At 65.1% G+C, this 21,488-nt stretch carries 16 protein-coding genes, 1 tRNA gene and 1 pseudogene; 8 read left to right on the top strand and 10 right to left on the bottom strand.

Going from position 1 to position 21,488, the window contains the following annotated elements:
* The first annotated feature begins 108 nt into the window (after positions 1-108).
* The 3 genes from hupB to B7D75_RS15955 all read left to right on the top strand — a co-directional run bounded on the left by hupB (position 109) and on the right by B7D75_RS15955 (position 2,478).
* Positions 109-381, top strand: coding sequence for a nucleoid-associated protein HU-beta (gene hupB, locus B7D75_RS15965; protein WP_003087931.1), 273 nt, complete (start codon positions 109-111; stop codon positions 379-381).
* 51 nt (positions 382-432) lie between these two features.
* A tRNA-Asp gene (locus tag B7D75_RS15960) sits at positions 433-509 on the top strand.
* 103 nt (positions 510-612) lie between these two features.
* Positions 613-2,478: a SurA N-terminal domain-containing protein gene (locus tag B7D75_RS15955; RefSeq protein ID WP_012076170.1), complete on the top strand. Its 1,866-nt coding sequence runs from the start codon at positions 613-615 to the stop codon at positions 2,476-2,478.
* A 99-nt stretch (positions 2,479-2,577) separates the two neighbouring features.
* Here the strand turns inward: B7D75_RS15955 and fabI are convergent, their stop codons facing one another.
* The 8 genes from fabI to gloB form a co-directional block, all read right to left on the bottom strand.
* Entirely contained in the window at positions 2,578-3,375 is a 798-nt protein-coding gene (gene fabI, locus B7D75_RS15950) for an enoyl-ACP reductase FabI (RefSeq protein WP_003153589.1), read from the bottom strand.
* Between the two features lie 17 nt (positions 3,376-3,392).
* Positions 3,393-5,006: an ABC transporter ATP-binding protein gene (locus B7D75_RS15945; RefSeq protein ID WP_107114217.1), complete on the bottom strand. Its 1,614-nt coding sequence runs from the start codon at positions 5,004-5,006 to the stop codon at positions 3,393-3,395.
* Between the two features lies 1 nt (position 5,007).
* Positions 5,008-6,027, bottom strand: coding sequence for an ABC transporter permease (locus B7D75_RS15940; RefSeq protein ID WP_012076167.1), 1,020 nt, complete (start codon positions 6,025-6,027; stop codon positions 5,008-5,010).
* 4 nt (positions 6,028-6,031) lie between these two features.
* Positions 6,032-7,114, bottom strand: a complete 1,083-nt coding sequence (locus tag B7D75_RS15935; RefSeq protein ID WP_003153588.1) for a microcin C ABC transporter permease YejB — start codon at positions 7,112-7,114, stop codon at positions 6,032-6,034.
* Between the two features lie 6 nt (positions 7,115-7,120).
* Complete coding sequence (locus tag B7D75_RS15930; RefSeq protein ID WP_043103108.1) at positions 7,121-8,968, bottom strand: extracellular solute-binding protein; 1,848 nt, start codon at positions 8,966-8,968, stop codon at positions 7,121-7,123.
* Entirely contained in the window at positions 8,965-10,794 is a 1,830-nt protein-coding gene (locus tag B7D75_RS15925; protein WP_003153584.1) for an extracellular solute-binding protein, read from the bottom strand. Before B7D75_RS15925 ends, B7D75_RS15930 begins: the two co-directional genes overlap by 4 nt.
* A 193-nt stretch (positions 10,795-10,987) precedes the next feature.
* The gene (locus B7D75_RS15920) at positions 10,988-12,592 is read right to left on the bottom strand and encodes a lytic transglycosylase domain-containing protein (RefSeq protein ID WP_107114216.1); all 1,605 of its coding nucleotides are present in this window, start codon (positions 12,590-12,592) and stop codon (positions 10,988-10,990) included.
* A 77-nt stretch (positions 12,593-12,669) separates the two neighbouring features.
* A complete protein-coding gene (gene gloB / locus B7D75_RS15915; protein WP_012076164.1) occupies positions 12,670-13,446 on the bottom strand; it encodes a hydroxyacylglutathione hydrolase in 777 nt (258 codons plus the stop codon).
* A gap of 101 nt (positions 13,447-13,547) precedes the next feature.
* Between gloB and B7D75_RS15910 the strand changes: the two genes are divergently transcribed.
* From B7D75_RS15910 to dnaQ, 3 genes are all read left to right on the top strand, one after another.
* Complete coding sequence (locus B7D75_RS15910; RefSeq protein ID WP_107114215.1) at positions 13,548-14,309, top strand: class I SAM-dependent methyltransferase; 762 nt, start codon at positions 13,548-13,550, stop codon at positions 14,307-14,309.
* A 2-nt stretch (positions 14,310-14,311) separates the two neighbouring features.
* Positions 14,312-14,758, top strand: coding sequence for a ribonuclease HI (gene rnhA, locus B7D75_RS15905; RefSeq protein WP_003153574.1), 447 nt, complete (start codon positions 14,312-14,314; stop codon positions 14,756-14,758).
* 67 nt (positions 14,759-14,825) lie between these two features.
* Positions 14,826-15,566 carry a DNA polymerase III subunit epsilon gene (dnaQ, locus tag B7D75_RS15900; protein ID WP_003153573.1) on the top strand — a complete coding sequence of 247 codons (741 nt, stop codon included), beginning with the start codon at positions 14,826-14,828 and terminating at the stop codon, positions 15,564-15,566.
* A gap of 27 nt (positions 15,567-15,593) precedes the next feature.
* Here the strand turns inward: dnaQ and B7D75_RS15895 are convergent.
* Positions 15,594-15,979, bottom strand: a pseudogene (locus tag B7D75_RS15895) (nuclear transport factor 2 family protein).
* Between the two features lie 187 nt (positions 15,980-16,166).
* Here B7D75_RS15895 and ldcA point away from each other — a divergent pair.
* Positions 16,167-18,422 (top strand): lysine-specific pyridoxal 5'-phosphate-dependent carboxylase LdcA, encoded by a 2,256-nt coding sequence (gene ldcA, locus B7D75_RS15890; RefSeq protein ID WP_012076162.1) that lies wholly within the window; start codon positions 16,167-16,169, stop codon positions 18,420-18,422.
* Positions 18,423-18,477: 55 nt separating this feature from the next.
* On the top strand, positions 18,478-19,800 hold the full coding sequence (locus tag B7D75_RS15885; RefSeq protein ID WP_107114214.1) for an amino acid permease: 1,323 nt from the start codon (positions 18,478-18,480) through the stop codon (positions 19,798-19,800).
* On the opposite strand, the gene nhaB is transcribed toward B7D75_RS15885, so the two are convergent.
* On the bottom strand, positions 19,784-21,286 hold the full coding sequence (gene nhaB, locus B7D75_RS15880; RefSeq protein ID WP_107114676.1) for a sodium/proton antiporter NhaB: 1,503 nt from the start codon (positions 21,284-21,286) through the stop codon (positions 19,784-19,786). The genes B7D75_RS15885 and nhaB overlap by 17 nt on opposite strands.
* Between the last annotated feature and the right edge of the window lie 202 nt (positions 21,287-21,488).

Below are 21,488 nucleotides of genomic sequence, written 5' to 3'. Positions count from 1 at the left end.
GGGCCCTTGTTATAAAGCGGCACTTGCTGAGTCAGTTGGCCTACCAGCACAGAATTTCCTTACACCTAACACATAGAAACATACTCAACAGAAATAAGGGGACTTAGAGTGAACAAGTCGGAACTGATCGATGCAATTGCCGCATCTGCTGATATCCCGAAAGCTGTTGCCGGTCGCGCACTGGACGCAGTGATCGAGTCCGTCACTGGCGCCCTGAAGGCTGGTGACTCCGTCGTGCTGGTTGGTTTCGGCACCTTCGCTGTCAAAGAGCGCGCTGCTCGCACCGGTCGCAACCCGCAAACTGGCAAGCCGATCAAGATCGCCGCTGCCAAGATCCCGGGCTTCAAGGCCGGTAAAGCCCTGAAGGATGCTGTCAACTAAGCGTCTTTTTGGACTAGTTCTACCCAGGTTGGCCAAGGCTGGCCTGGCTGCGGAGCGGTAGTTCAGTCGGTTAGAATACCGGCCTGTCACGCCGGGGGTCGCGGGTTCGAGTCCCGTCCGCTCCGCCAGTTACGAGAAGGCGCATCCTCGGATGCGCCTTTCTTATATCCGCATCTCTTACCCACGCCGCGCCGCCCCAGACGGCTGGTCGTGGCAGTTTTTGGGGGCTGCATGCTGCAGAACATCAGGGATAATTCCCAGGGCTGGATCGCCAAGACCATCATTGGCGTGATCATCGTTCTCCTGTCGCTGACCGGCTTCGACGCCATCATCCGGGCTACCGACCATTCCAACGTGGCCGCCAAGGTCAACGGTGACGACATCAGCCTCAACGAAGTCCAACAGGCCGTGGACATGCAGCGCCGCCAGCTGCTGCAGCGCCTGGGCAAGGATTTCGACCCATCCATGCTGGATGACAAGCTGCTCAAGGAAGCGGCCCTGAAGGGCCTGATCGAGCGCACCCTGTTGCTCCAGGCCGCCAAGGACGACAAGTTCGCCTTCTCCGACCAGGCTCTGGACCAACTGATCCTGCAAACGCCCGAGTTCCAGGTGGATGGCAAGTTCAATGCGGACCGCTTCGACCAGGTCATCCGTCAGATGAACTACAGCCGCCTGCAGTTCCGCCAGATGCTCGGCCAGGAAATGCTCATCGGCCAGCTCCGTGCCGGCCTGGCGGGCACCGGCTTCGTCACCGACAACGAACTGCAGTCCTTCGCCCGCCTGGAGCGGCAGACCCGCGACTTCGCCACCCTTGCGGTCAAGGCCGATGCGTCCAAGAGCAGCGTGGCCGAGGACGAGGTGAAGGCTTTCTATGAGGGCCACAAGAGCGAATTCATGACTCCCGAGCAAGTGGTCGTCGAGTACGTGGAGCTGAAGAAGTCTTCCTTCTTCGACCAGGTCAAGGTGAAGCAGGAAGATCTCGATGCGCTGTACCAGAAGGAGATCGCCAACCTCTCCGAGCAGCGCGACGCCGCGCACATTCTGATCGAAGTGAATGACAAGACCAGTGATGAACAGGCCAGGGCGAAGATCGACGAGATCAAGGCGCGCCTGGCCAAGGGCGAGGATTTCGCCGCGCTGGCCAAGGAGTTCTCCCAGGACATCGGTTCGGCCGCCACCGGCGGCGACCTTGGCTATGCCGGACGTGGCGTTTACGACCCGGCCTTCGAGGAGGCCCTGTACGCACTGAAGCAGGGCGAGGTGTCGGCGCCGGTGAAAACCCCGTATGGCTACCACCTGATCAAGCTGCTGGGCGTACAGGCACCGGAAGTTCCGAGCCTGGAAAGCCTCAAGCCTAAGCTCGAGGACGAGTTGAAGAAACAGATGGTCGAACAGCGTTTCGTCGAGGCCACCAAGGACCTCGAAAGTTCCGCCTACGAAGCTGCGGATCTGAGCCAGCCGGCGCAGGAGATGGGGCTGAAGGTGCAGACCAGCCAGCCGTTCGGCCGCTCGGGTGGCGATGGCATCGCCGCCAACCGCCAGATAGTGCAGGCTGCATTCAGCACCGAAGTGCTGGAAGAGGCTGCCAACAGCGGCGCGATCGAGCTGGATCCGGACACCGTGGTGGTCCTGCGGGTCAAGGAGCACAACAAGCCCAAGGAGCAGCCTCTGGAACAGGTCGCCGCGGGCATCCGCGACCGCCTGGCCGCCGAGAAGGCCGCCGAGGCGGCGAAGAAGCAGGGCGAGGCGCTGATCGCCGAGTTGCGCGAAGGGCGTGCGCCGTCTAAGCCGGGCGAAGCCTGGAAAGTGGTCGAAGCCGCTTCCCGGGGCCAGGAGGGCATCGATCCGAAGCTGTTGCAGACCGTGTTCCGCATGCAGCGTCCGGAAGCCAAGGACAAGCCGTCGTTCTCCGGCGTGACCCTGGCCAACGGCGACTACGTGGTGATCCGTCTGAATGGCGTCAGCGAGCCGGAGCAGGCTATCTCCGACGATGAGAAGGCCATGTACCGCCGCTTCCTGGCGTCGCGTAGCGGCCAGGAAGATTTCGCCGCCTTCCGTCGCCAGTTGCAGGACAAGGCCGAAGTCGAGAAATACTGAGACCGAAGTCGACAGGAAAGGCCGCGCAAGCGGCCTTTCCTGTTTCCGAGACATGAAAAAGGCCGCGTGGAGCGGCCTCTTTCGCTAGGCGCAGGACACCTAGTCGTCGCCCAGCGGCCCCATGGCGGTGGTATTGAAGCCGCCATCGACATAGAGAATCTCGCCGCTGATGCCGCTGGCCAGGTCCGAGCAGAGGAACGCGCCGGCGTTGCCGACTTCCTCGATGGTGACGTTACGCCGCAGCGGTGTCTGCCGTTCGTTGGCGGCGAGCATCTTGCGGAAGCTCCTGATCCCGGAGGCCGCCAGGGTGCGGATCGGTCCGGCGGAGACCGCGTTGACCCGGGTTCCTTCCGGTCCGAGGCTGCCGGCCAGGTAGCGCACGCCAGCCTCCAGGCTGGCCTTGGCCATACCCATCACGTTGTAGTTCGGCATGGTCCGCTCGGCCCCCAGGTAGGAGAGGGTCAGCAGGCTGCCGTTGCGGCCTTTCATCATTTCCCGACCGGCTCTGGCCAGGGCGATGAAGCTGTAGGCGCTGATGTCGTGGGCGATGCGGAAGCCATCGCGGGTGGTCACCGCGGTGAAGTCTCCATCGAGCTGATCGCCTGGCGCGAAGCCGACCGAGTGCACGATGATGTCCAGGCCATCCCAGTGCTTGCCCAGGGCGGTGAACACCGCTTCGATCTGGCCATCGTCGGCCACGTCGCAGGGAAAGCACAACTGCGGCCCCGAGCCCCAGCCGCTGGCGAACTCCTCCACGCGGCCCTTGAGCTTGTCGTTCTGGTAGGTAAAGGCCAGTTCGGCGCCTTCGCGATGCATGGCGGCGGCGATGCCGGAGGCGATGGAAAGCTTGCTGGCGACGCCTACGATCAGGGCGCGCTTTCCGGTGAGAAATCCCATTCTACGGTCCTCGTCTGCTATTCGGTTTCCACGGTTGCCGGGGCCATGAAGGCTGCTTCCAGCAGTTGTTGCGTGTACGCGTGCTGCGGTGAGGCGAAGACTTGCTCGGCGCTGCCCTGTTCGACCACCTTGCCGTGCCGCACCACCATCAACTGGTGGCTGAGGGCCTTGACCACCGCGAGGTCGTGGCTGATGAACAGGTAGGTGAGGTTGTACTTGCCCTGCAAGTGCCGGAGCAGCTCGACGACCTGGCGCTGGACGGTGCGGTCGAGCGCCGAGGTGGGTTCGTCGAGCAGGATCAGCGCCGGTTTCAGTACCAGCGCCCGGGCGATGGCGATACGCTGGCGCTGGCCCCCGGAGAACTCGTGGGGGTAGCGATAACGGGTCTGTGGGTCGAGCCCGACCTCCACCAGCGCGTCGATGATCGCCTGCTCCTGTTCGGCTTCGCTGCCGATGCCGTGGATACGCAGGCCCTCGCCAACGATCTCGCCGACGCACATGCGCGGGCTGAGGCTGCCGTACGGGTCCTGGAACACCACCTGCATCTCCCGGCGCAGGGGACGCACTTCGTGCTGCGACAGGCCATCCAGGCGCCTGCCTTCGAAGCGGATGCCACCCTGGCTTTCCAGTAGCCGGAGGATAGCCAGGCCCAGGGTCGACTTGCCCGAGCCGCTCTCGCCGACAATGCCCAGGGTCTGCCCGCGGGGCAATTCGAAATTGACCCCGTCCACCGCCTTCACATGATCCACGGTGCGGCGGAGCACGCCTTTGCGAATCGGGAACCAGACCCGCAGGTCGTCCACCGCCAGCAGGGTGTCGCCGGGTGGATTGGCCGCCGGGCCGCCGCTGGGTTCGGCATTCAGCAATTCGCGGGTGTAGGGATGCCGCGGGGCTTCGAAAAGCTCCGTGCAGGAGGCCTGCTCGACGATCCGGCCGCGCTGCATGACGCAGACGCGGTGGGCGATGCGGCGGACCAGGTTGAGATCGTGGGTGATCAGCAGCAGGGACATGCCCAGGCGTGCCTGCAGCTCCTTGAGCAGGTCGAGGATCTTCAACTGGACGGTGACGTCCAGCGCCGTGGTCGGCTCGTCGGCGATCAGCAATTGTGGCTCGCAGGCCAGGGCCATGGCGATCATCACCCGCTGCCGCTGGCCGCCGGAGAGTTCGTGCGGGTAGGCCTTCAGGCGCCTGGCCGGTTCCGGGATGCCGACAAGTTCGAGCAGTTCGAGAATCCTCGCGGCGGCCCTGGCGCCGCTCAGCCCCTTGTGCAGTGCCAGGACCTCGGCCAGTTGCTTCTCGATGGTGTGCAGCGGGTTGAGAGAGGTCATGGGCTCCTGGAAGACCATGGCGATGCGATTGCCGCGAATGCCGCGCAGGCGCCGTTCCGGCAGTTTCAGCAGGTCCTCGCCCTGATAGTGGATGCTGCCCGTGGGATGGCTGGCGATGGGGTAGGGCAGCAGGCGCAGGATCGAGTGGGCGGTCACCGACTTGCCCGAGCCGCTTTCGCCGACCAGCGCCAGGGTCTCGCCCTGGCGGATATCGAAGCTGACGCCTTCGACCACGCGCTGGCGTTGTTCGCCGGAGGTGAACTCGACGGCGAGGTCGCGGATTTCCAGAATGTTCTCGCTCATCTCATTTCCTCGGGTCGAACGCGTCGCGGGCGGCTTCGCCGATGAACACCAGCAGGCTCAGCATCACCGCCAGCACCACGAAGGCGGAGATGCCCAGCCAGGGCGCCTGCAGGTTGGATTTGCCCTGGGCCACCAGCTCGCCGAGGGAGGGCGCGCCGGGCGGCAGGCCGAAGCCGAGGAAGTCCAGCGAGGTGAGGGTGCCGATGGCACCAGTGAGGATGAATGGCATGAAGGTCAGGGTCGAGATCATCGCGTTCGGCAGGATGTGGCGGAACATGATGGCGCTGTTGCGCATGCCCAGGGCCCGGGCGGCGCGTACATATTCGAGGTTGCGGCCGCGAAGGAACTCGGCGCGGACCACATCCACCAGGCTCATCCAGGAGAACAGCAGCATGATGCCCAGCAGCCACCAGAAGTTCGGCTGGACGAAACTGGCCAGGATGATCAGCAGGTAGAGCACTGGCAGCCCTGACCAGACTTCCAGGAAACGCTGGCCGAGCAGGTCGACCCAGCCGCCGTAGTAGCCTTGCAGGGCGCCGACGATGACGCCGATCAGCGAGCTGAGCACGGTCAGGGTCAGGGCGAAGAGGATCGACACGCGGAAGCCGTAGATCACCCGGGCGAGCACGTCGCGGGCCTGGTCGTCGGTGCCCAGCCAGTTTTCCGCCGACGGCGGGGCGGGAGCGGGAACCTTCAGCTCGTAGTTGATGGTGTCGTAGCTGTAGGGGATCGGTGGCCAAAGCACCCAGCCGTCCTTCTCGGCGATCAGTTGGCTGATGTAGGGGCTCTTGTAGTTGGCTTCCAGGGGGAATTCGCCGCCGAAGGTGGTTTCCGGGTAGCGTTTGAAGACCGGGAAGTACCAGCCGCCGTCATAATGCACGACCAGCGGTTTGTCGTTGGCGATCAGTTCGGCGCCGAGGCTGCCGACGAACAGGATGAGGAACAGCCAGAGCGACCACCAGCCACGCTTGTTGCTCTTGAAGCGGGCCCAGCGGCGCTGGTTGATGGGAGACAGGCGCATCGGATTACTCCCGGTTCTCGAAGTCGATGCGCGGATCGACCAGGGTGTAGACGATATCGCTGATCAGCTTCATGACCAGCCCGAACAGGGTGAAGATGAACAGCGTGCCGAAGACCACCGGGTAGTCGCGGTTCATCGCCGCTTCGAAGCTGAGCAGGCCGAGGCCGTCGAGGGAGAAGATCACCTCGATCAACAGCGAGCCGGTGAAGAAGATCCCCAGCAGCGCAGCCGGCAGGCCGGCGATCACCAGTAGCATGGCGTTGCGGAATACGTGGCCGTAGAGCACGCGGCGTTCGGTCAGGCCCTTGGCACGGGCGGTGACCACGTATTGCTTGCCGATCTCGTCGAGGAAGCTGTTCTTGGTCAGCAGCGTGATGGTGGCGAAGTTGCCGATCACCAGGGCGGTTACCGGCAATGCCAGGTGCCAGAAATAATCGAGAACCTTGCCGCCGAGGCTGAGCTGGTCGAAGTTGTTCGAGGTCAGGCCGCGCAGCGGGAACCAGTCCCAGTAGCTGCCGCCGGCGAACAGCACCACCAGCAGGATGGCGAAGAGGAAGGCGGGGATGGCGTAGCCGACGATGATCGCCGAGCTGGTCCAGATGTCGAACAGGCTACCGTGGCGAACCGCCTTGGCGATCCCCAGCGGGATCGACACCAGGTACATGATCAGTGTGCTCCAGAGGCCGAGCGAGATCGACACCGGCAGTTTCTCGATGATCAGGTCGGTGACCTTGGCGTCGCGGAAGAAGCTCTGCCCGAAATCCAGGTGCAGGTAGTTCTTCAGCATGATCATGAAGCGCTCGGGCGCCGACTTGTCGAAGCCGTACATGCGCTCGATCTCTTTCACCAGCTCAGGGTCCAGGCCTTGCGCGCCGCGGTACTGCGAGCCGGCCACGGCGACTTCGCCGCCGCCGCCGGAGATGCGTCCGGTGGCGCCGCCGGAAGCGGCGTCGAAGCCTTCCAGCTTGGCGATCATCTGCTCCACCGGGCCGCCGGGAGCGGCCTGGATGATGATGAAGTTGATCAGCAGGATGCCGAACAGGGTCGGGACGATCAGCAGCAGGCGCCGCAGGATGTAGGAGAGCATGCGGCGTTACTCCCGTTCCGGCGCGGCGTCTTGCGCGGTTTCGGCTTGCGGCTTGCTCGGCAGCGCCTTGTCGCTGGTCTGCCACCAGGTCATCAGGCCCCAGTCGTAGAGCGGGGTGACCTTGGGCCGGCCGAAGCGGTTCCAGTACGCGACCCGCCAGGTGTCGACGTAGTAGTTCGGCACCACGTAGTAGCCCCATAGCAATACCCGGTCGAGGGCGCGGGTATGATCGATCAGGCTCTGCCGCGAGTCGGACTGGATCAGGCTGTCCACCAGGCTGTCGATGGCCGGATCCTTGAGGCCGATGAAGTTGCGGCTGCCGGCCTTGTCGGCGCTGCTGGAATGCCAGAACTCGCGCTGCTCGTTGCCCGGCGAGTTGGATTGCGGCCAGGTCGCCGAGGTCATGTCGAAATCCCGCGAGCGCAGGCGGTTGACGAACTGCGAGACGTCGACGCGGCGGATCTGCATGTCGATGCCAAGTTCGGCCAGGTTACGCTTGAACGGCAGGATGACCCGTTCCATGTTGGCCTGGAACAGCATGAACTCGAAGGTCAGCGGTTGTCCGTCGGGACCCACCATGCGGTTGTTCTCGATCCTGTAGCCGGCTTCGGTGAGCAACCGGTAGGCCTTGCGCCGCTGCTCGCGGATCACCCCGCTGCCATCGTTGACCGGGTTCTGGAAGACCTGGTCGAAGGCTTCGTCGGGAATCTTTCCGCGCAAGGGTTCGAGGATCTTCAGTTCGGCTTCGCTGGGCAGTTGGTGGGCGGCCATCTCCGAGTTCTCGAAGTAGCTGTTGGTGCGTTTGTAGGAGCTGAAGAACAATTGCCTGTTCGACCACTCGAAGTCGAACAGCAGGCTGATCGCCTGGCGTACCCGGCGGTCCTGGAACACCGGGCGGCGGATATTGAAGGCGAAGCCCTGCATGCCGACCGGGTTGTAATTGTGGATGCTGGCCTTGACGAAGCGCCCGTCGCGCAGCGCCGGCGACTCGTAGCCGGTGGCCCAGTCCTTGGCCGAGTATTCCAGGTTGACGTCGTACTGGCCGGCCTTGAAGGCTTCCAGGGCGACCGACATGTCGCGGTAGGAGTCGATGGTGATGGTGTCGAAGTTGTAGAACCCGCGGGACACCGGCAGGTCCCTGGCCCACCAGTCCTTGACCCGCTCGTAGCTGATGGATCGTCCCGGATCGACCTTGGCGATGCGATAGGGACCGCTGCCCACCGGGATCTCCATGCCGGTCTTGGCAAAGTCGCGTCCAGCCCACCAGTGTTTCGGCAGGATCGCGATCTGGCCGAGGATCAGCGGCAATTCGCGGTTGCCGGCGTGCTTGAAGTCGAAGCGCACGCGCAGCTTGTCTTCGGCGACCACCTTGTCGACATCCGCGTAATAGTTGCGGTACATCGGGTCGCCCTTGCTCACCAGGGTCTCGAAGGTGAACACCACGTCCTCGGCCGTCACCGGCGTGCCGTCGTTGAAGCGTGCCTGGGGACGCAGGTAGAAGCGCACGTAGCTGTTGTCCGGGGCCTTCTCGATCTTCTCGGCGAGCAGGCCGTACTCAGTGAAGGGCTCGTCCTGCGACTGGAAGGCCAGGGTGTCGTAGATCAGGCCCAGCGAAGGTGCGGAAACGCCCTTGCCGATGAACGGGTTGAGGCTGTCGAAGCCGCCGAAGTCGGCCTGGCGGAGGATGCCGCCCTTCGGCGCGTCCGGATTGACGTAGTCGAAGTGCTTGAAGTCGGCGGGGTACTTGGGGGCTTCGTCGTAGAGCGTGAGTGCGTGCTTCGGTGCGGCGAGAAGGGGGCCGCAGCAGCCGAACAGCAGGGCTGCCAGAAGGGGGGTGAAGCGGGGACGGATCATCGGGACGTCTCCAGGTTTTTCTGCCACCACGCGCGCAGGCCCAGGGTGTAGGGCGGGGTGGTGACGAAGGCGAAACGGTTGCGGTACGCCAGGCGGTGCGAATTGAGGTACCAGTTGGGAATGCTGTAGTACTGCCAGAGCAAGGTTCGGTCCAGGGCGCGGGCGGCGGCGACCTGCTCGTCGCGGCTGTGGGCGCCGAGCAGGCGGTTGAGCATCGCGTCGACCACCGGGTTGGCGATCCCCGCGTAGTTCTTGCTGCCCTTGACCTTCGCCTGGCTGGAGTGAAAGTACTGCCACTGCTCCAGCCCGGGGCTCAGGGTCTGCGGCAGGGTCATGAGGATCATGTCGTAGTCGAACTGGTCCAGGCGCTGCTTGTACTGGGCGCGGTCGACGGTACGCAGGCGCGCGTCGATACCGATGCTGGCGAGGTTTTCGCGGTAGGGCTGGAGAATCCGCTCCAGGCTCGGATTGACCAGCAGGATTTCGAAACGCAGCGGTTCGCCCTTCTTATTCAGCAGTCGGTCGCCGGACAGCTTCCAGCCGGCTTCGGCCAGTAGACCGAGCGCATGCCTGAGGGTTTCACGGGGAATGCCGCGCCCCTCGGTGGTCGGCAGGCTGAAAGGCTGCTTGAACAACTGCGCCGGCAACTGCTTGCGGTACGGCGACAGGTATAGCCATTCCTGGCCTTCGGGAACGCCGCGGGCGGCGAATTCGCTGTTCGGGTAGTAGCTGAGCGAGCGCAGGTAGGAATTGCTGAAGAGGGCGCGGTTGGTCCATTCGAAGTCGAACATCTCGCCCAGCGCCTGGCGCAGCGCGCGTTCCTTGAATACGGCGCGGCGGGTGTTCATGAACAGCGCCTGGGTCTGGCTGGGTATCTGGTGCGGGATTTCCGTGCGGATCACTTCGCCGCGCAGGACGGCGGGAAAGCGGTAGTTGTTCAGCCAGTTCTTCGCCTGGTGCTCGATATAGAAATCGAACTCGCCGGCCTTGAAGGCTTCGAAGGCGACTCCGTTGTCCCGGTAGAAATCCACCACGACCCGGTCGAAGTTGTACTTGCCGCGGTTTACCGGCAACTTTTCCCCCCACCAGTCCTTGACCCGTTCGAATACCAGGCGCCGGCCGGGATCGACCTCGACGACACGGTAGGGACCGCTGCCCAGCGGAGGTGTGAAGGTGGTGGCACGGAAGTCGCGATCCTTCCAGTAGTGCTGTGGCAGGACCGGAAGCTCGCCGAGGCGCAGGATCAACAGCGGGTTGCCGGAACGCCGCAGGACGAAACGTACCCGGTGGGGGTTAAGGATGTCGACCCGTTTCACCTCCTGCAGATAGGTGCGGTACATCGGATGTCCCTGCTTGACCAGGGTGCGGTAGGAAAAGGCCACGTCGCTGGCGGTGATCGGCCTGCCGTCGTGGAAGCGTGCCTCCGGGCGCAGGTTGAATACCACCCAGCTGCGGTTTTCCGCGTATTCCACGCTCTTGGCGATCAGGCCATAGCTGGAGGCCGCCTCGTCGCCGGAGGGATCGTACAGGCCGGTGCCGACCATCAGCGGCTCGTTCAGCTCGTTGACGCCGTACTGCAGGAAATCGCCGGTGCCGATCGGACTGGTGCCTTTCAGGGTGTAGGGGTTGAGCGTGTCGAAGCTGCCCGAGGCCATCAGGCGCAGGGTGCCGCCCTTGGGAGCGTCGGGATTGGTCCAGTCGAAATGCTGGAAGTTGGCCGGATACTTGAGCGTGCCGAACTGGGCATAACCATGGCTCTGGGTAATCGCGGCGAAGCCGGGCAGGCTTGCGGCCAGGCCGAGGATCAGGAAGGAGAGGCGACGCATCAGGCGTGTATCCGGGTCCTTGGCTATTTTTGACAACGAATCGTCCGGCAACAGTAACACCTTGCTCGCACAGGAAAAAAGAGGGCGCGCCGGTCCTGTCCGACACGTCGTTTCGCCGTTCCCGCGGTATTTGCGAAAACGCCACGCCGGCGGGAGCGGGCGTGGCGTTTCCAGGGCTGGTCGCAGCGGACCGTCAGCGGCTTGCGGTGTCCAGATACAGGGTCAGGGTCTGGCCAGGCTTGAGCGCCTGCTTGCTGCGTGGGTTCCAGCGCTGCAGGTGCTTCATCTCGACATTGAAGCGCTTGGCGATCAGGTACATCGAGTCGCCTCGCTTGACCTTGTAGTAGGTGGCGCTGTCACGCTTGCCGGACGTGCCTCCCTTGCGCGCCGCCAGGGCCTGGGTGCCGCCTTGCAGCTTGAGCGTCTGGCCGACCTTCAGGGCGTGCTTGTCCAGGCCGTTCCAGCGCTTCAGGTCGTTGACGTCGACGCCGTTGTTGCGCGCGATCTGCCAAAGGCTGTCGCCGTTCTTGACCTTGTAGGAGCGGGTCCGGGCCTGTGGCGCGCTCTGCCGGGCGAGCTGCTGGTAGACAGGCTTGCTGGCGCCGCCGGCGATCTGGCCGGGGATGCTCAGTTGCTGGCCCTTGCGCAGGTGGTTGCTGGACAGGCGATTGGCGCTCTTGAGCTCCGCCACGGTGACCCGGTAGCGGTTGGCGATGCTGTGCAGGCTGTCGCCGCTACGCACCCGGTATTGCTGCCAGGCGGTGATTTCCTTCGGCTTGAGGGTATCCAGCGAGGCGGTCAGGAACGCCGCTTTCTCCATCGGCACCAACAGTTGCTGGGGGCCGTCCATGGTCACGCGGCGCTTGTAGGCCGGGTTCAACTGGTACAGCTCGTCCTCGTCGAGGTCGGCGAGCGCGGCGACGCTGGACAGGTCGATCCCGCGCTTGACCCGCACGGCCTGGAAGTACGGCTCGTTGTTGATCGGGTTCAGGCTGATGCCGTAGGAGTCTGGCGCCATGACGATCTGCGAGAGGGCGAGCAGCTTGGGTACGTAGTCCTGGGTTTCCTGCGGCAGCGGCAGGTTCCAGTAGTCGGTGGGCAGGCCCAGCTTCTCGTTGCGCTCGATGGCGCGGCTGACGGTGCCTTCACCGGCGTTGTAGGCCGCCAGGGCGAGCATCCAGTCGCCGTTGAACATGTCGTGCAGGCGCTCGAGGTAGGTCAGGGCAGCGTTGGTCGAGGCGGTGATGTCGCGGCGGCCGTCGTAGAAGTTGGTCTGGCGCAGGTTGAAATGCTGGCCGGTGGCGGGAATGAACTGCCAGAGTCCGGCGGCATTGCTGCGCGACAGGGCGAACGGATTGTAGGCGCTTTCGATGACCGGCAGCAGCGCCAGTTCGAGCGGCATGTTGCGTTCTTCCAGGCGCTCGACCACGTAGTGCATGTAGAGGCTGCCGCGCTCGCTCGACTGTTCGAGGAACGACTGGTTGCTGAGGAACCAGAGACGCTGGCGTTCGATGCGCGGGTTGGTGCTGATCGCATCCTGGAGCTGGAAACCGTCGCGCATGCGGTCCCAGATATCGTTGTAGGCGGTGTCCTGGCCGGGCTGGGTGTGCAGCCAGGAGGGGTTGAACTGGACGTCGACGGCTCGGGCGCCGGGGCGTGCTGCTTTGGCCTGGGCCTCCCCCTTGATCTGGCCGCTGCCCTGGCAACCGGCGAGGGCGCCGGCGATGAGCAGGATAGACACCCGAACGGCGCGAGCCAGGGCGTCTAGATCGGGGGTTTTACGGGTCTGTGGCGGCATCGGCTGAGTGCTGTTCCGGGCAAAAATTCAGCCGATTCTAGAAATGACCTCAAGGGTGGTCAAGATTTCGCCAGCCTTCAGAACTGGTCCTTCCAGGCCCTCAGGACCGCAAAAACCTCCTCCGGGGTGCGGTTTTGCTGGCCGCTCCGCTGGTCGGCTTTTTTCTTAACAGAATTTTCCGAAACGCGAAGAAATGGATTGGTCGACAATTCCAGCGAGATTTCCGATGGCAGAGTGATGCGATCCCGTTCACGTAGCCGGGTCGCCTCCTCGAAGCGTTCCCGCAGCGCCTGGTTCTCGGGCTCCACCGCCAGCGCGAAGCGCAGGTTGCTCAGGGTGTACTCATGGGTGCAGTAGACCCGGGTGTTGGCCGGCAGGGCCGCCAGCCGTGCCAGCGAGCGATGCATCTGCGCCGGGGTGCCCTCGAAGAGGCGGCCGCAGCCGGCGGCGAACAGGGTGTCGCCGCAGAACAGCAGGGGTGTTTGTGCCGCGTGGTAATAGGCGATGTGGCCAAGGGTATGGCCGGGCACGTGGAAGATCTCGAAGACCAGGCCGAGCACCTCGACCCGTTCGCCATCCTCCAGCGCCAGGTCGCGCGCGGGGATCTTCTCGTTGGCCGGGCCGAGGACCCGCGCGCCGCTCAGCTCCTTCAGCGCGGCGACGCCACCGACATGGTCATGATGGTGGTGGGTCACCAGGATATCGCTCAACCGCCAGTCGGGATGGGCCGCCAGCCAGGCCTCCACCGGCCTGGCGTCGCCGGGGTCGACCACCGCGCAGCGACGGCTTGTCGCATCTTGCAACAGCCAGATGTAGTTGTCGTTGAAGGCGGGCAGGGCGTCGATCTGTATCATGGCTCAATGTCGCTAAGCAGAAGTCATTGGCGCATAGTATTGCTTATTTTCCCTTCGTGCCGATGTCTGTCGCCGCGAGGAGGAAGACGCTGGAGGTACGCATGAACGAACCGCAAGCCTTCGCCCAGACCGATGCCGAATGGCTGGCCTCGATCAACCGGGCGCGCGACTGGTTCCAGGGACCGCTGGGCAGTCTGATGCTGGCCGAAGAGCGACGCCTGCTGTGCGACGAGCTGACCCGCTACTTCGGTGGTTACCTGGTGCACTACGGGCCGCATGCCGAACTGCCGCCGAGCACCGGGCAGATCCAGCGCGGCGTGCGCCTGGGGCCGCCGCTGCCGGGCGTGGACATCGCCTGCGAAGAGGGCGCCTGGCCGCTCAGCGAACATGCCGCGGACGTGGTGCTGCTGCAACACGGCCTGGATTTCTGCGTGTCGCCCCATCGCCTGTTGCGCGAAGCCGCGCGTACCGTTCGTCCGGGCGGCCATCTGCTGCTAGTCGGCATCAACCCCTGGAGTCTCTGGGGTGTGCGGCATTATTTCGCCGGCGATGCGCTGCGCCAGGCACGCTGCATCCCGCCGTCGCGGGCCTGCGACTGGCTCAACCTGCTGGGCTTCGCGCTGGAGAAACGACGCTTCGGGTGCTATCGTCCGCCGCTTGCGTCGGCAGCCTGGCAATCGCGCCTGGCGCGCCTGGAGCGCTGGGGCGATGCCTGGCAGTCTTCGGGCGCCGGCTTCTATCTATTGGTGGCACGCAAGCTGGTCGTGGGATTGCGCCCGTTGCGCCAGAGCAAGCGCGAACCGCGCGGTCAGCTGGTGCCCATGCCGGTGGCGAAAGTCAGCCGGCGAGATTCCGAAATCTAGGCATGACAGATAAAGAACAGGTAGTGATCTACACCGACGGCGCCTGCAAGGGCAATCCCGGGCGCGGCGGCTGGGGCGCGCTGCTCCTCTACAAGGGCGCCGAGCGGGAGCTCTGGGGCGGCGAGCCGGATACCACCAACAACCGCATGGAACTGATGGCGGCGATCCAGGCACTGGCGGCGCTGAAGCGTTCCTGTCCGATCCGCCTGGTCACCGACTCGGAATACGTGATGCGCGGCATCACCGAATGGCTGCCGAACTGGAAGAAGCGCGGCTGGAAGACCGCCAGCAAGCAGCCGGTGAAGAATGCCGACCTCTGGCAGGCGCTGGACGAGCAGGTCGCCCGACACCAGGTGGAGTGGCAGTGGGTGCGCGGGCATACCGGCGATCCCGGCAACGAACGTGCCGACCAGCTGGCCAACCGCGGCGTCGCCGAGTTGCCGCGCTGAGCGGGCACCGTAGAAACAAGCGTTCCAGCAGCCTCGGGCTGCACCGAAAGAGAAGAAAGGCTCATAGATGCGTAGCGTCGTACTGGATACCGAAACCACCGGCATGCCGGTGACCGATGGTCACCGGATCATCGAGATCGGCTGTGTCGAACTGGAAGGCCGCCGCCTGACCGGCCGCCACTTCCATGTCTACCTGCAACCCGACCGCGAGGTCGACGAAGGGGCGATCGCCGTCCACGGCATCACCAACGAATACCTGAAGGACAAGCCGCGCTTCCGCGAGGTCGCCAACGATTTCTTCGAATTCATCCGTGGCGCCCAGTTGATCATCCACAACGCGGCGTTCGATATCGGCTTCATCAACAACGAGTTCGCCCTGCTGGGCCAGCAGGACCGCTCGGATGTCACCGAATATTGCACGGTGCTGGATACCCTGCTGATGGCCCGCGAGCGCCATCCGGGCCAGCGCAACAACCTCGATGCGCTGTGCAAGCGCTACGGCGTGGACAACTCCGGTCGTGATCTGCACGGCGCGTTGCTCGACGCCGAGATTCTCGCCGACGTCTACCTGGCGATGACCGGCGGCCAGACCAGCCTGTCGCTGGCCGGCAGCGGCGCGGAAGGCGACGGCAGCGGGCGCCCGATGGTCAGCCCGATCCGGCGGCTCGATCCGGCGCGGGTAGCCACCCCGGTGCTGCGCGCCAGCGCCGAAGAGCTGGCTGCGCATGCGGCGCGGCTGGCGGTGATAGAGAAGTCGGCAGGCGGTCCGTCGCTCTGGGCGCAACTGGAAGCGCCGGTCGGCGAATAGCCTGCCCACGCACCGCGGGCGCCGCATTCAGCGCGTCGCCCGGTCCTCCAGCGAGGTGTCGCGGAACCGCTCGAAACGGCGGCACCTGCCGTCCTTCACCATCCATATATGCGCCACCCGCGCCTCGAACGACTTGCCGCTGCGGCGGTGGGCGCTGCATATCGACCGACGGCGACCACGTTGTCGCCGCCGCCGATCAGGCGCTCGATCTCGACCCTGAAGCCCTCCCAGTCCCTCTGCAAGGCCTGGAACACCCCGGCGCGGATCGCCACGCCGACATGGGTGCCGGCCAGCGGGAAACCGGCCGTTTCCGTCCATTGCGTGCGTTCGTCCATGTCCGCCAGCATCCCGGCGAGGTCGCCGCGGGTCGAGGCGGCATAGTGGCCGCCGACGATCTGCCAGGCGTTGCGCATCGGTATCTTCTCTCGTGGGAGGGACCATGCTCCTCGCCGGCAGTTGGGGAGGCAGGCGCGCAAGCATGACTTGTGTTGCCGCGACCTTTTCTTATACGCGCAAGCCGCCGGGGGTTACGCGCGTGCCGGCAACTCTCTACCCTGAGCCCACCGGCGGGGTTCGCCCGCCTGCTGCTCGGGATCAACAATGTATAAAGACCTCAAATTTCCCGTCCTCATCGTCCATCGCGACATCAAGGCCGACACCGTTGCCGGCGAACGCGTGCGGGGCATCGCCCACGAGCTGGAGCAGGACGGCTTCAGCATTCTCTCCACCGCCAGTTCCGCCGAAGGACGCATCGTCGCCTCGACCCATCACGGCCTGGCCTGCATCCTGGTCGCCGCCGAAGGCGCCGGGGAAAACCAGCGCCTGCTGCAGGACGTGGTGGAGCTGATCCGCGTGGCCCGCGTGCGGGCGCCGCAACTGCCGATCTTCGCCCTTGGCGAGCAGGTGACCATCGAGAACGCCCCTGCCGAGTCGATGGCCGACCTGCACCAGTTGCGCGGCATCCTCTATCTGTTCGAGGACACCGTGCCGTTCCTCGCCCGCCAGGTCGCCCGCGCGGCGCGCAACTACCTGGCCGGCCTGCTGCCGCCGTTCTTCCGCGCGCTGGTCGAGCACACCGCGCAGTCCAACTACTCCTGGCACACGCCGGGCCACGGCGGTGGCGTCGCCTACCGGAAGAGCCCGGTGGGACAGGCGTTCCACCAGTTCTTCGGGGAGAACACGCTGCGTTCGGACCTGTCGGTCTCGGTCCCCGAACTGGGCTCGCTGCTCGATCACACCGGTCCCCTGGCCGAGGCCGAGGACCGCGCCGCGCGCAACTTCGGCGCCGACCACACGTTCTTCGTGATCAACGGCACTTCCACCGCGAACAAGATCGTCTGGCACTCGATGGTCGGCCGCGAGGACCTGGTGCTGGTTGATCGCAACTGCCACAAGTCGATCCTCCATTCGATCATCATGACCGGGGCGATCCCGCTCTACCTGACCCCGGAGCGCAACGAACTGGGCATCATCGGGCCGATCCCGCTGAGCGAGTTCAGCCGGGAGTCGATCGCCGCGAAAATCGCCGCCAGCCCGCTGGCGCGTGGCCGCGAACCGAAGGTGAAGCTGGCGGTGGTGACCAACTCCACCTATGACGGCCTGTGCTACAACGCCGAGCTGATCAAGCAGACCCTCGGCGACAGCGTCGAGGTGCTGCACTTCGACGAGGCCTGGTACGCCTATGCGGCGTTCCACGAGTTCTACGACGGCCGCTATGGCATGGGCACCTCGCGCAGCGAGGCGGGCCCCCTGGTGTTCGCCACCCACTCCACGCACAAGATGCTCGCCGCCTTCAGCCAGGCCTCGATGATCCACGTGCAGGACGGCGGCGCGCGCCAGCTGGACGTGGCGCGCTTCAACGAAGCCTTCATGATGCACATTTCCACCTCGCCGCAGTACGGCATCATCGCCTCGCTGGACGTGGCCTCGGCGATGATGGAGGGGCCCGCCGGGCGCTCGCTGGTCCAGGAAACCTTCGACGAGGCCCTGAGCTTCCGCCGCGCCCTGGCCAACGCGCGACAGAACCTCGGCCGTGGCGACTGGTGGTTCGGCGTCTGGCAGCCGGAGCAGGTGGAGGGCACCGACCAGGTGCGCACCGGCGACTGGGTGCTGGAGCCGAGCGCCGATTGGCACGGCTTCGGCGACATCGCCGAAGACTACGTGTTGCTCGACCCGATCAAGGTCACCCTGACCACGCCGGGGCTAAGCGCCGGCGGCAAGCTCGGCGAGCAGGGCATTCCCGCCGCCATCGTCAGCCGTTTCCTCTGGGAGCGTGGCCTGGTGGTGGAAAAGACCGGCCTGTATTCCTTCCTGGTGCTGTTCTCGATGGGCATCACCAAGGGCAAGTGGAGCACTCTGGTCACCGAACTGCTCGAGTTCAAGCGTTGCTACGACGCCAACCTGCCGCTCGTCGATGTCTTGCCTTCGGTGGCCCAGGCCGGCGGCAAGCGCTACAACGGCATGGGTCTGCGCGACCTCAGCGACGCCCTGCACGCCAGCTATCGCGACAATGCCACGGCGAAGGCCATGAAGCGCATGTACACGGTGTTGCCGGAAGTCGCGATGCGTCCGTCCGAGGCCTACGACAAGCTGGTCCGCGGCGAGGTCGAGGCGGTACCGATCGCCCAACTGGAAGGGCGCATCGCCGCCGTCATGCTGGTACCCTATCCGCCGGGTATCCCGCTGATCATGCCGGGTGAGCGCTTCACCGAGGCGACCCGCTCGATCCTCGACTATCTCGAGTTCGCGCGGACCTTCGAGCGCGCCTTCCCCGGCTTCGATTCCGATGTGCACGGCCTGCAGCATCAGGACGGACCGTCCGGGCGCTGCTATACCGTTGAATGCATAAAGGAATGAAGCCGATAGGCTAAGGGGAGTCGATGGCGGGGGAGAAAAGGCCGGCAAGCGCGGCATGGGGTTCTGGACCTGCAGCGCGCTGGTGATCGGCAACATGGTCGGCTCGGGTGTGTTCCTGCTCCCCTCCAGCCTGGCGGCGTTCGGCGGGCTCAGCCTGTTCGGCTGGCTGGTATCGAGTACCGGTGCGGTGCTGCTGGCGCTGACTTTCGCCCGCCTGGCGCGGGTCAACCCTGGCGCCGGCGGCCCCTATGCCTATACCCGCGACGGCTTCGGCAGCTTCGCCGGCTACCTGTGCGCCTGGACCTACTGGAAAGCCGCCTGGATCGGCAACGCGGCGATCGCGGTGACCCTGGTCGGCTACCTGCGAGTGTTCATCCCGGCGCTGGCCGATCCGCTGCTGATGGTCGGCGTCGCCATCGGTGCGATCTGGCTGTGCACCCTGATCAACCTGCGTGGCATCGGTACCTTCAGCGTGGTGCAGAACCTGCTGACCGTCCTCAAGCTGCTGCCGTTGCTGCTGGTCGGTATCCTCGGCTGGTTCCACTTCAATCCGGAGTACCTGGCGATCCCGGCGCGCAGCGAGCTGCCGAGCATGGGCTACGCCCAGGCGATAGCCACCACCGCGGCGCTGACCCTGTGGTCGTTCATCGGCCTGGAATCGGCCACCGTGCCGGCGGACGACGTCGAGGATCCGCGCCGCACCATCCCACGCGCGACGCTGTTCGGCACCCTGGCCGCGGCGGCGCTCTACATTCTCTCGATCACCTCGGTGCAGGGGCTGATGCCACCCGAGGTGCTGGCTCGCTCCACCTCGCCGTTCGCCGACGCGGCACGGATCCTGATGGGCGACTGGGGCTACTACCTGGTGGCCGCCGGCGCGGTCATCGCCTGTCTCGGCGCGCTCAATGGCTGGGTGCTGCTGCAGGGGCAGATCCCGGTGGCGCCGGCGCGCGACGGGCTGTTCCCGGAGTCGCTCGGCCAGCTCAACAAGAACGGCGCGCCGGCCCACGGCCTGCTGGCCTCGGGGCTGCTGGTCACGGCGCTGGTGATGGTCGACGGGCATGGCGACCTGGTCGATGTGTTCAACGTGATCATCCTGCTCGGCACCATGACCGGCGTGGTGCCCTACGCGTTCTGCACCGCCGCGCTGTTGCAACTGCTGGCGGTGCGCCCGGGCGAGTTCTCGCCGCGCTCGCGCCGGCAGTTGCTGGTGATCGGTTCGCTGGGCTTCGCCTACTCGCTGTGGGCGCTCTACGGCACCGGCCAGCAGGCGATCTTCTGGGGCTTCCTGGTGCTGATGGCGGGTATCCCGATGTACACCTGGCGGCAGTGGCGCAACCAGGTCAACGGGGTGCCTACGCTCAAAGCCAGTGACTGACCGCCCACCAGCCGAGACCGCCCATGACCAGGGTGTAGGGTAGCGCCATCCACACCATGCGGCCGTAGGACAGGCGCACCAGCGGGGCGATGGACGAGGTCAGCAGGAAGAGGAATGCGGCCTGGCCGTTGGGCGTCGCCACGCTGGGCAGGTTGGTGCCGGTGTTGATCGCCACCGCCAGGGTGTCGAAATGCTCGCGGGTCATGTGCCCGGCGTCCAGCGCCTGCTTCACCTCGGTGATGTAGATGGTGGCGACGAACACGTTGTCGCTGATTGCCGAGAGCAGTCCGTTGGCGATGAACAGCATGCCCGGCTGGCGTTCCGCCGGTAGCGCCAGCACCGCCTGGATGATCGGGGTGAACAGGTGCTGCTGGTGGATCACCGCAACCACCGCGAAGAACGCCACCAGCAGCGCGGTGAACGGCAGGGCTTCCTGGAAGGCGCGGCCGATCTGGTGTTCATCGGTGATACCGGTGAAGGCGGTGATCAGCACGATCACCAGCAGGCCGATCAGGCCGACCTCGGCGACATGCAGCGCCAATCCGATCATCAGCACCAGCGCTGCCAGCGCCTGTACCAGCAGCGCGGCCTTCTGCTGCGGCCCACGCTTGCGGCTTTCGCCCGCGGCGTACTCGGCGAGCACCTGGCGCACCGCCGCCGGCAACTGGGCGCCGTAGCCGAAGCGACGGCTCTTCTCCAGCGCCACGCAGGTCAGCAGGCCGGCTGCCAGCACCGGCATCGACACTGGCGCGACCTGGCGGAAGAACTCGACGAAATGCCAGCCGGCCTCGTGGCCGATCAGCAGGTTCTGCGGCTCTCCCACCAGCGTGCAGACGCCGCCCAGCGCGGTGCCGACCGCCGCATGCATCAGCAGGCTGCGCAGGAAGGCGCGGAACTCCTCGAGATGGGCGCGGTGCAGTTCGGGGACCTGGCGGTCGGTGGCGGGGTCGTAGTCCTCGCTGGCGCGTTGTCCCGAAGCGACGCGGTGGTACACGGCGAAGAACGCCACCGCCACGCTGATCACCACGGCGGTGACGGTGAGCGCGTCGAGGAAGGCCGAGAGGAGCGCGGCGAGCAGGCAGAACAGCAGCGACAGCAGGGTTTTCGAGCGCACGCCCAGCAGCAGGCGGGAAAACAGCAGGAGCAGCAGGTCCTTCATGAAGTAGATGCCGGCGACCATGAACATCAGCAGCAGGAGCACCGGGAAATTGTGCTGCAGCTCGGCATACAGCGCTTCGGGGCTGGCCAGGCCGAGCAGCAGCGCCTCCAGGACCAGCAGGCCGCCCGGCTGCAATGGATAGCATTTCAGCGCCATGGCGAGGGTGAAGATGAATTCGCCGACCAGTACCCAGGCGGCCACCGTCGGGCCGACCAGCCACAGCAGCAGCGGGTTGGACAAGAGGAAGGCAAGGATCGTCAGCTTGTACCAGCGTGGCGAATGCCCGAGGAAGTTCTGTGCGAAAGCCTGGCTCAAAGGGCTGCTCACGATGGTCTCCACGGCGGGGAAAACGCTGAAAATGCCAGCAGGACTTTCGTTAGATCAAGCGTTTAGCGCATCCATCGAAGAGATTGCGGTATCAATGGGCGTGCCCTGCATCACACAGTGCGGCATCGACATTTGGCTCGCCCTTGTTATAGTTGCGGGATTTTCCGCACAACAAAAATCTCTGCGTTCTGACAGCGCAGTT

Origin of the sequence: Pseudomonas paraeruginosa, from assembly GCF_003025345.2 — a bacterium.
GTDB lineage: Bacteria > Pseudomonadota > Gammaproteobacteria > Pseudomonadales > Pseudomonadaceae > Pseudomonas > Pseudomonas paraeruginosa.
This window is presented reverse-complemented; position numbering and strand designations above follow the sequence as displayed.

Bases quoted from the DNA above. Each gene is read 5' to 3' on its own strand.
- B7D75_RS15955 (WP_012076170.1), top strand. From the start codon at position 613: ATGCTGCAGAACATCAGGGATAATTCCCAGGGCTGGATCGCCAAGACC.
- fabI (WP_003153589.1), bottom strand. From the start codon at position 3,375: ATGGGATTTCTCACCGGAAAGCGCGCCCTGATCGTAGGCGTCGCCAGC.
- B7D75_RS15945 (WP_107114217.1), bottom strand. From the start codon at position 5,006: ATGAGCGAGAACATTCTGGAAATCCGCGACCTCGCCGTCGAGTTCACC.
- B7D75_RS15940 (WP_012076167.1), bottom strand. From the start codon at position 6,027: ATGCGCCTGTCTCCCATCAACCAGCGCCGCTGGGCCCGCTTCAAGAGC.
- B7D75_RS15935 (WP_003153588.1), bottom strand. From the start codon at position 7,114: ATGCTCTCCTACATCCTGCGGCGCCTGCTGCTGATCGTCCCGACCCTG.
- B7D75_RS15930 (WP_043103108.1), bottom strand. From the start codon at position 8,968: ATGATCCGTCCCCGCTTCACCCCCCTTCTGGCAGCCCTGCTGTTCGGC.
- B7D75_RS15925 (WP_003153584.1), bottom strand. From the start codon at position 10,794: ATGCGTCGCCTCTCCTTCCTGATCCTCGGCCTGGCCGCAAGCCTGCCC.
- B7D75_RS15920 (WP_107114216.1), bottom strand. From the start codon at position 12,592: ATGCCGCCACAGACCCGTAAAACCCCCGATCTAGACGCCCTGGCTCGC.
- gloB (WP_012076164.1), bottom strand. From the start codon at position 13,446: ATGATACAGATCGACGCCCTGCCCGCCTTCAACGACAACTACATCTGG.
- B7D75_RS15910 (WP_107114215.1), top strand. From the start codon at position 13,548: ATGAACGAACCGCAAGCCTTCGCCCAGACCGATGCCGAATGGCTGGCC.
- rnhA (WP_003153574.1), top strand. From the start codon at position 14,312: ATGACAGATAAAGAACAGGTAGTGATCTACACCGACGGCGCCTGCAAG.
- dnaQ (WP_003153573.1), top strand. From the start codon at position 14,826: ATGCGTAGCGTCGTACTGGATACCGAAACCACCGGCATGCCGGTGACC.
- ldcA (WP_012076162.1), top strand. From the start codon at position 16,167: ATGTATAAAGACCTCAAATTTCCCGTCCTCATCGTCCATCGCGACATC.
- B7D75_RS15885 (WP_107114214.1), top strand. From the start codon at position 18,478: ATGGGGTTCTGGACCTGCAGCGCGCTGGTGATCGGCAACATGGTCGGC.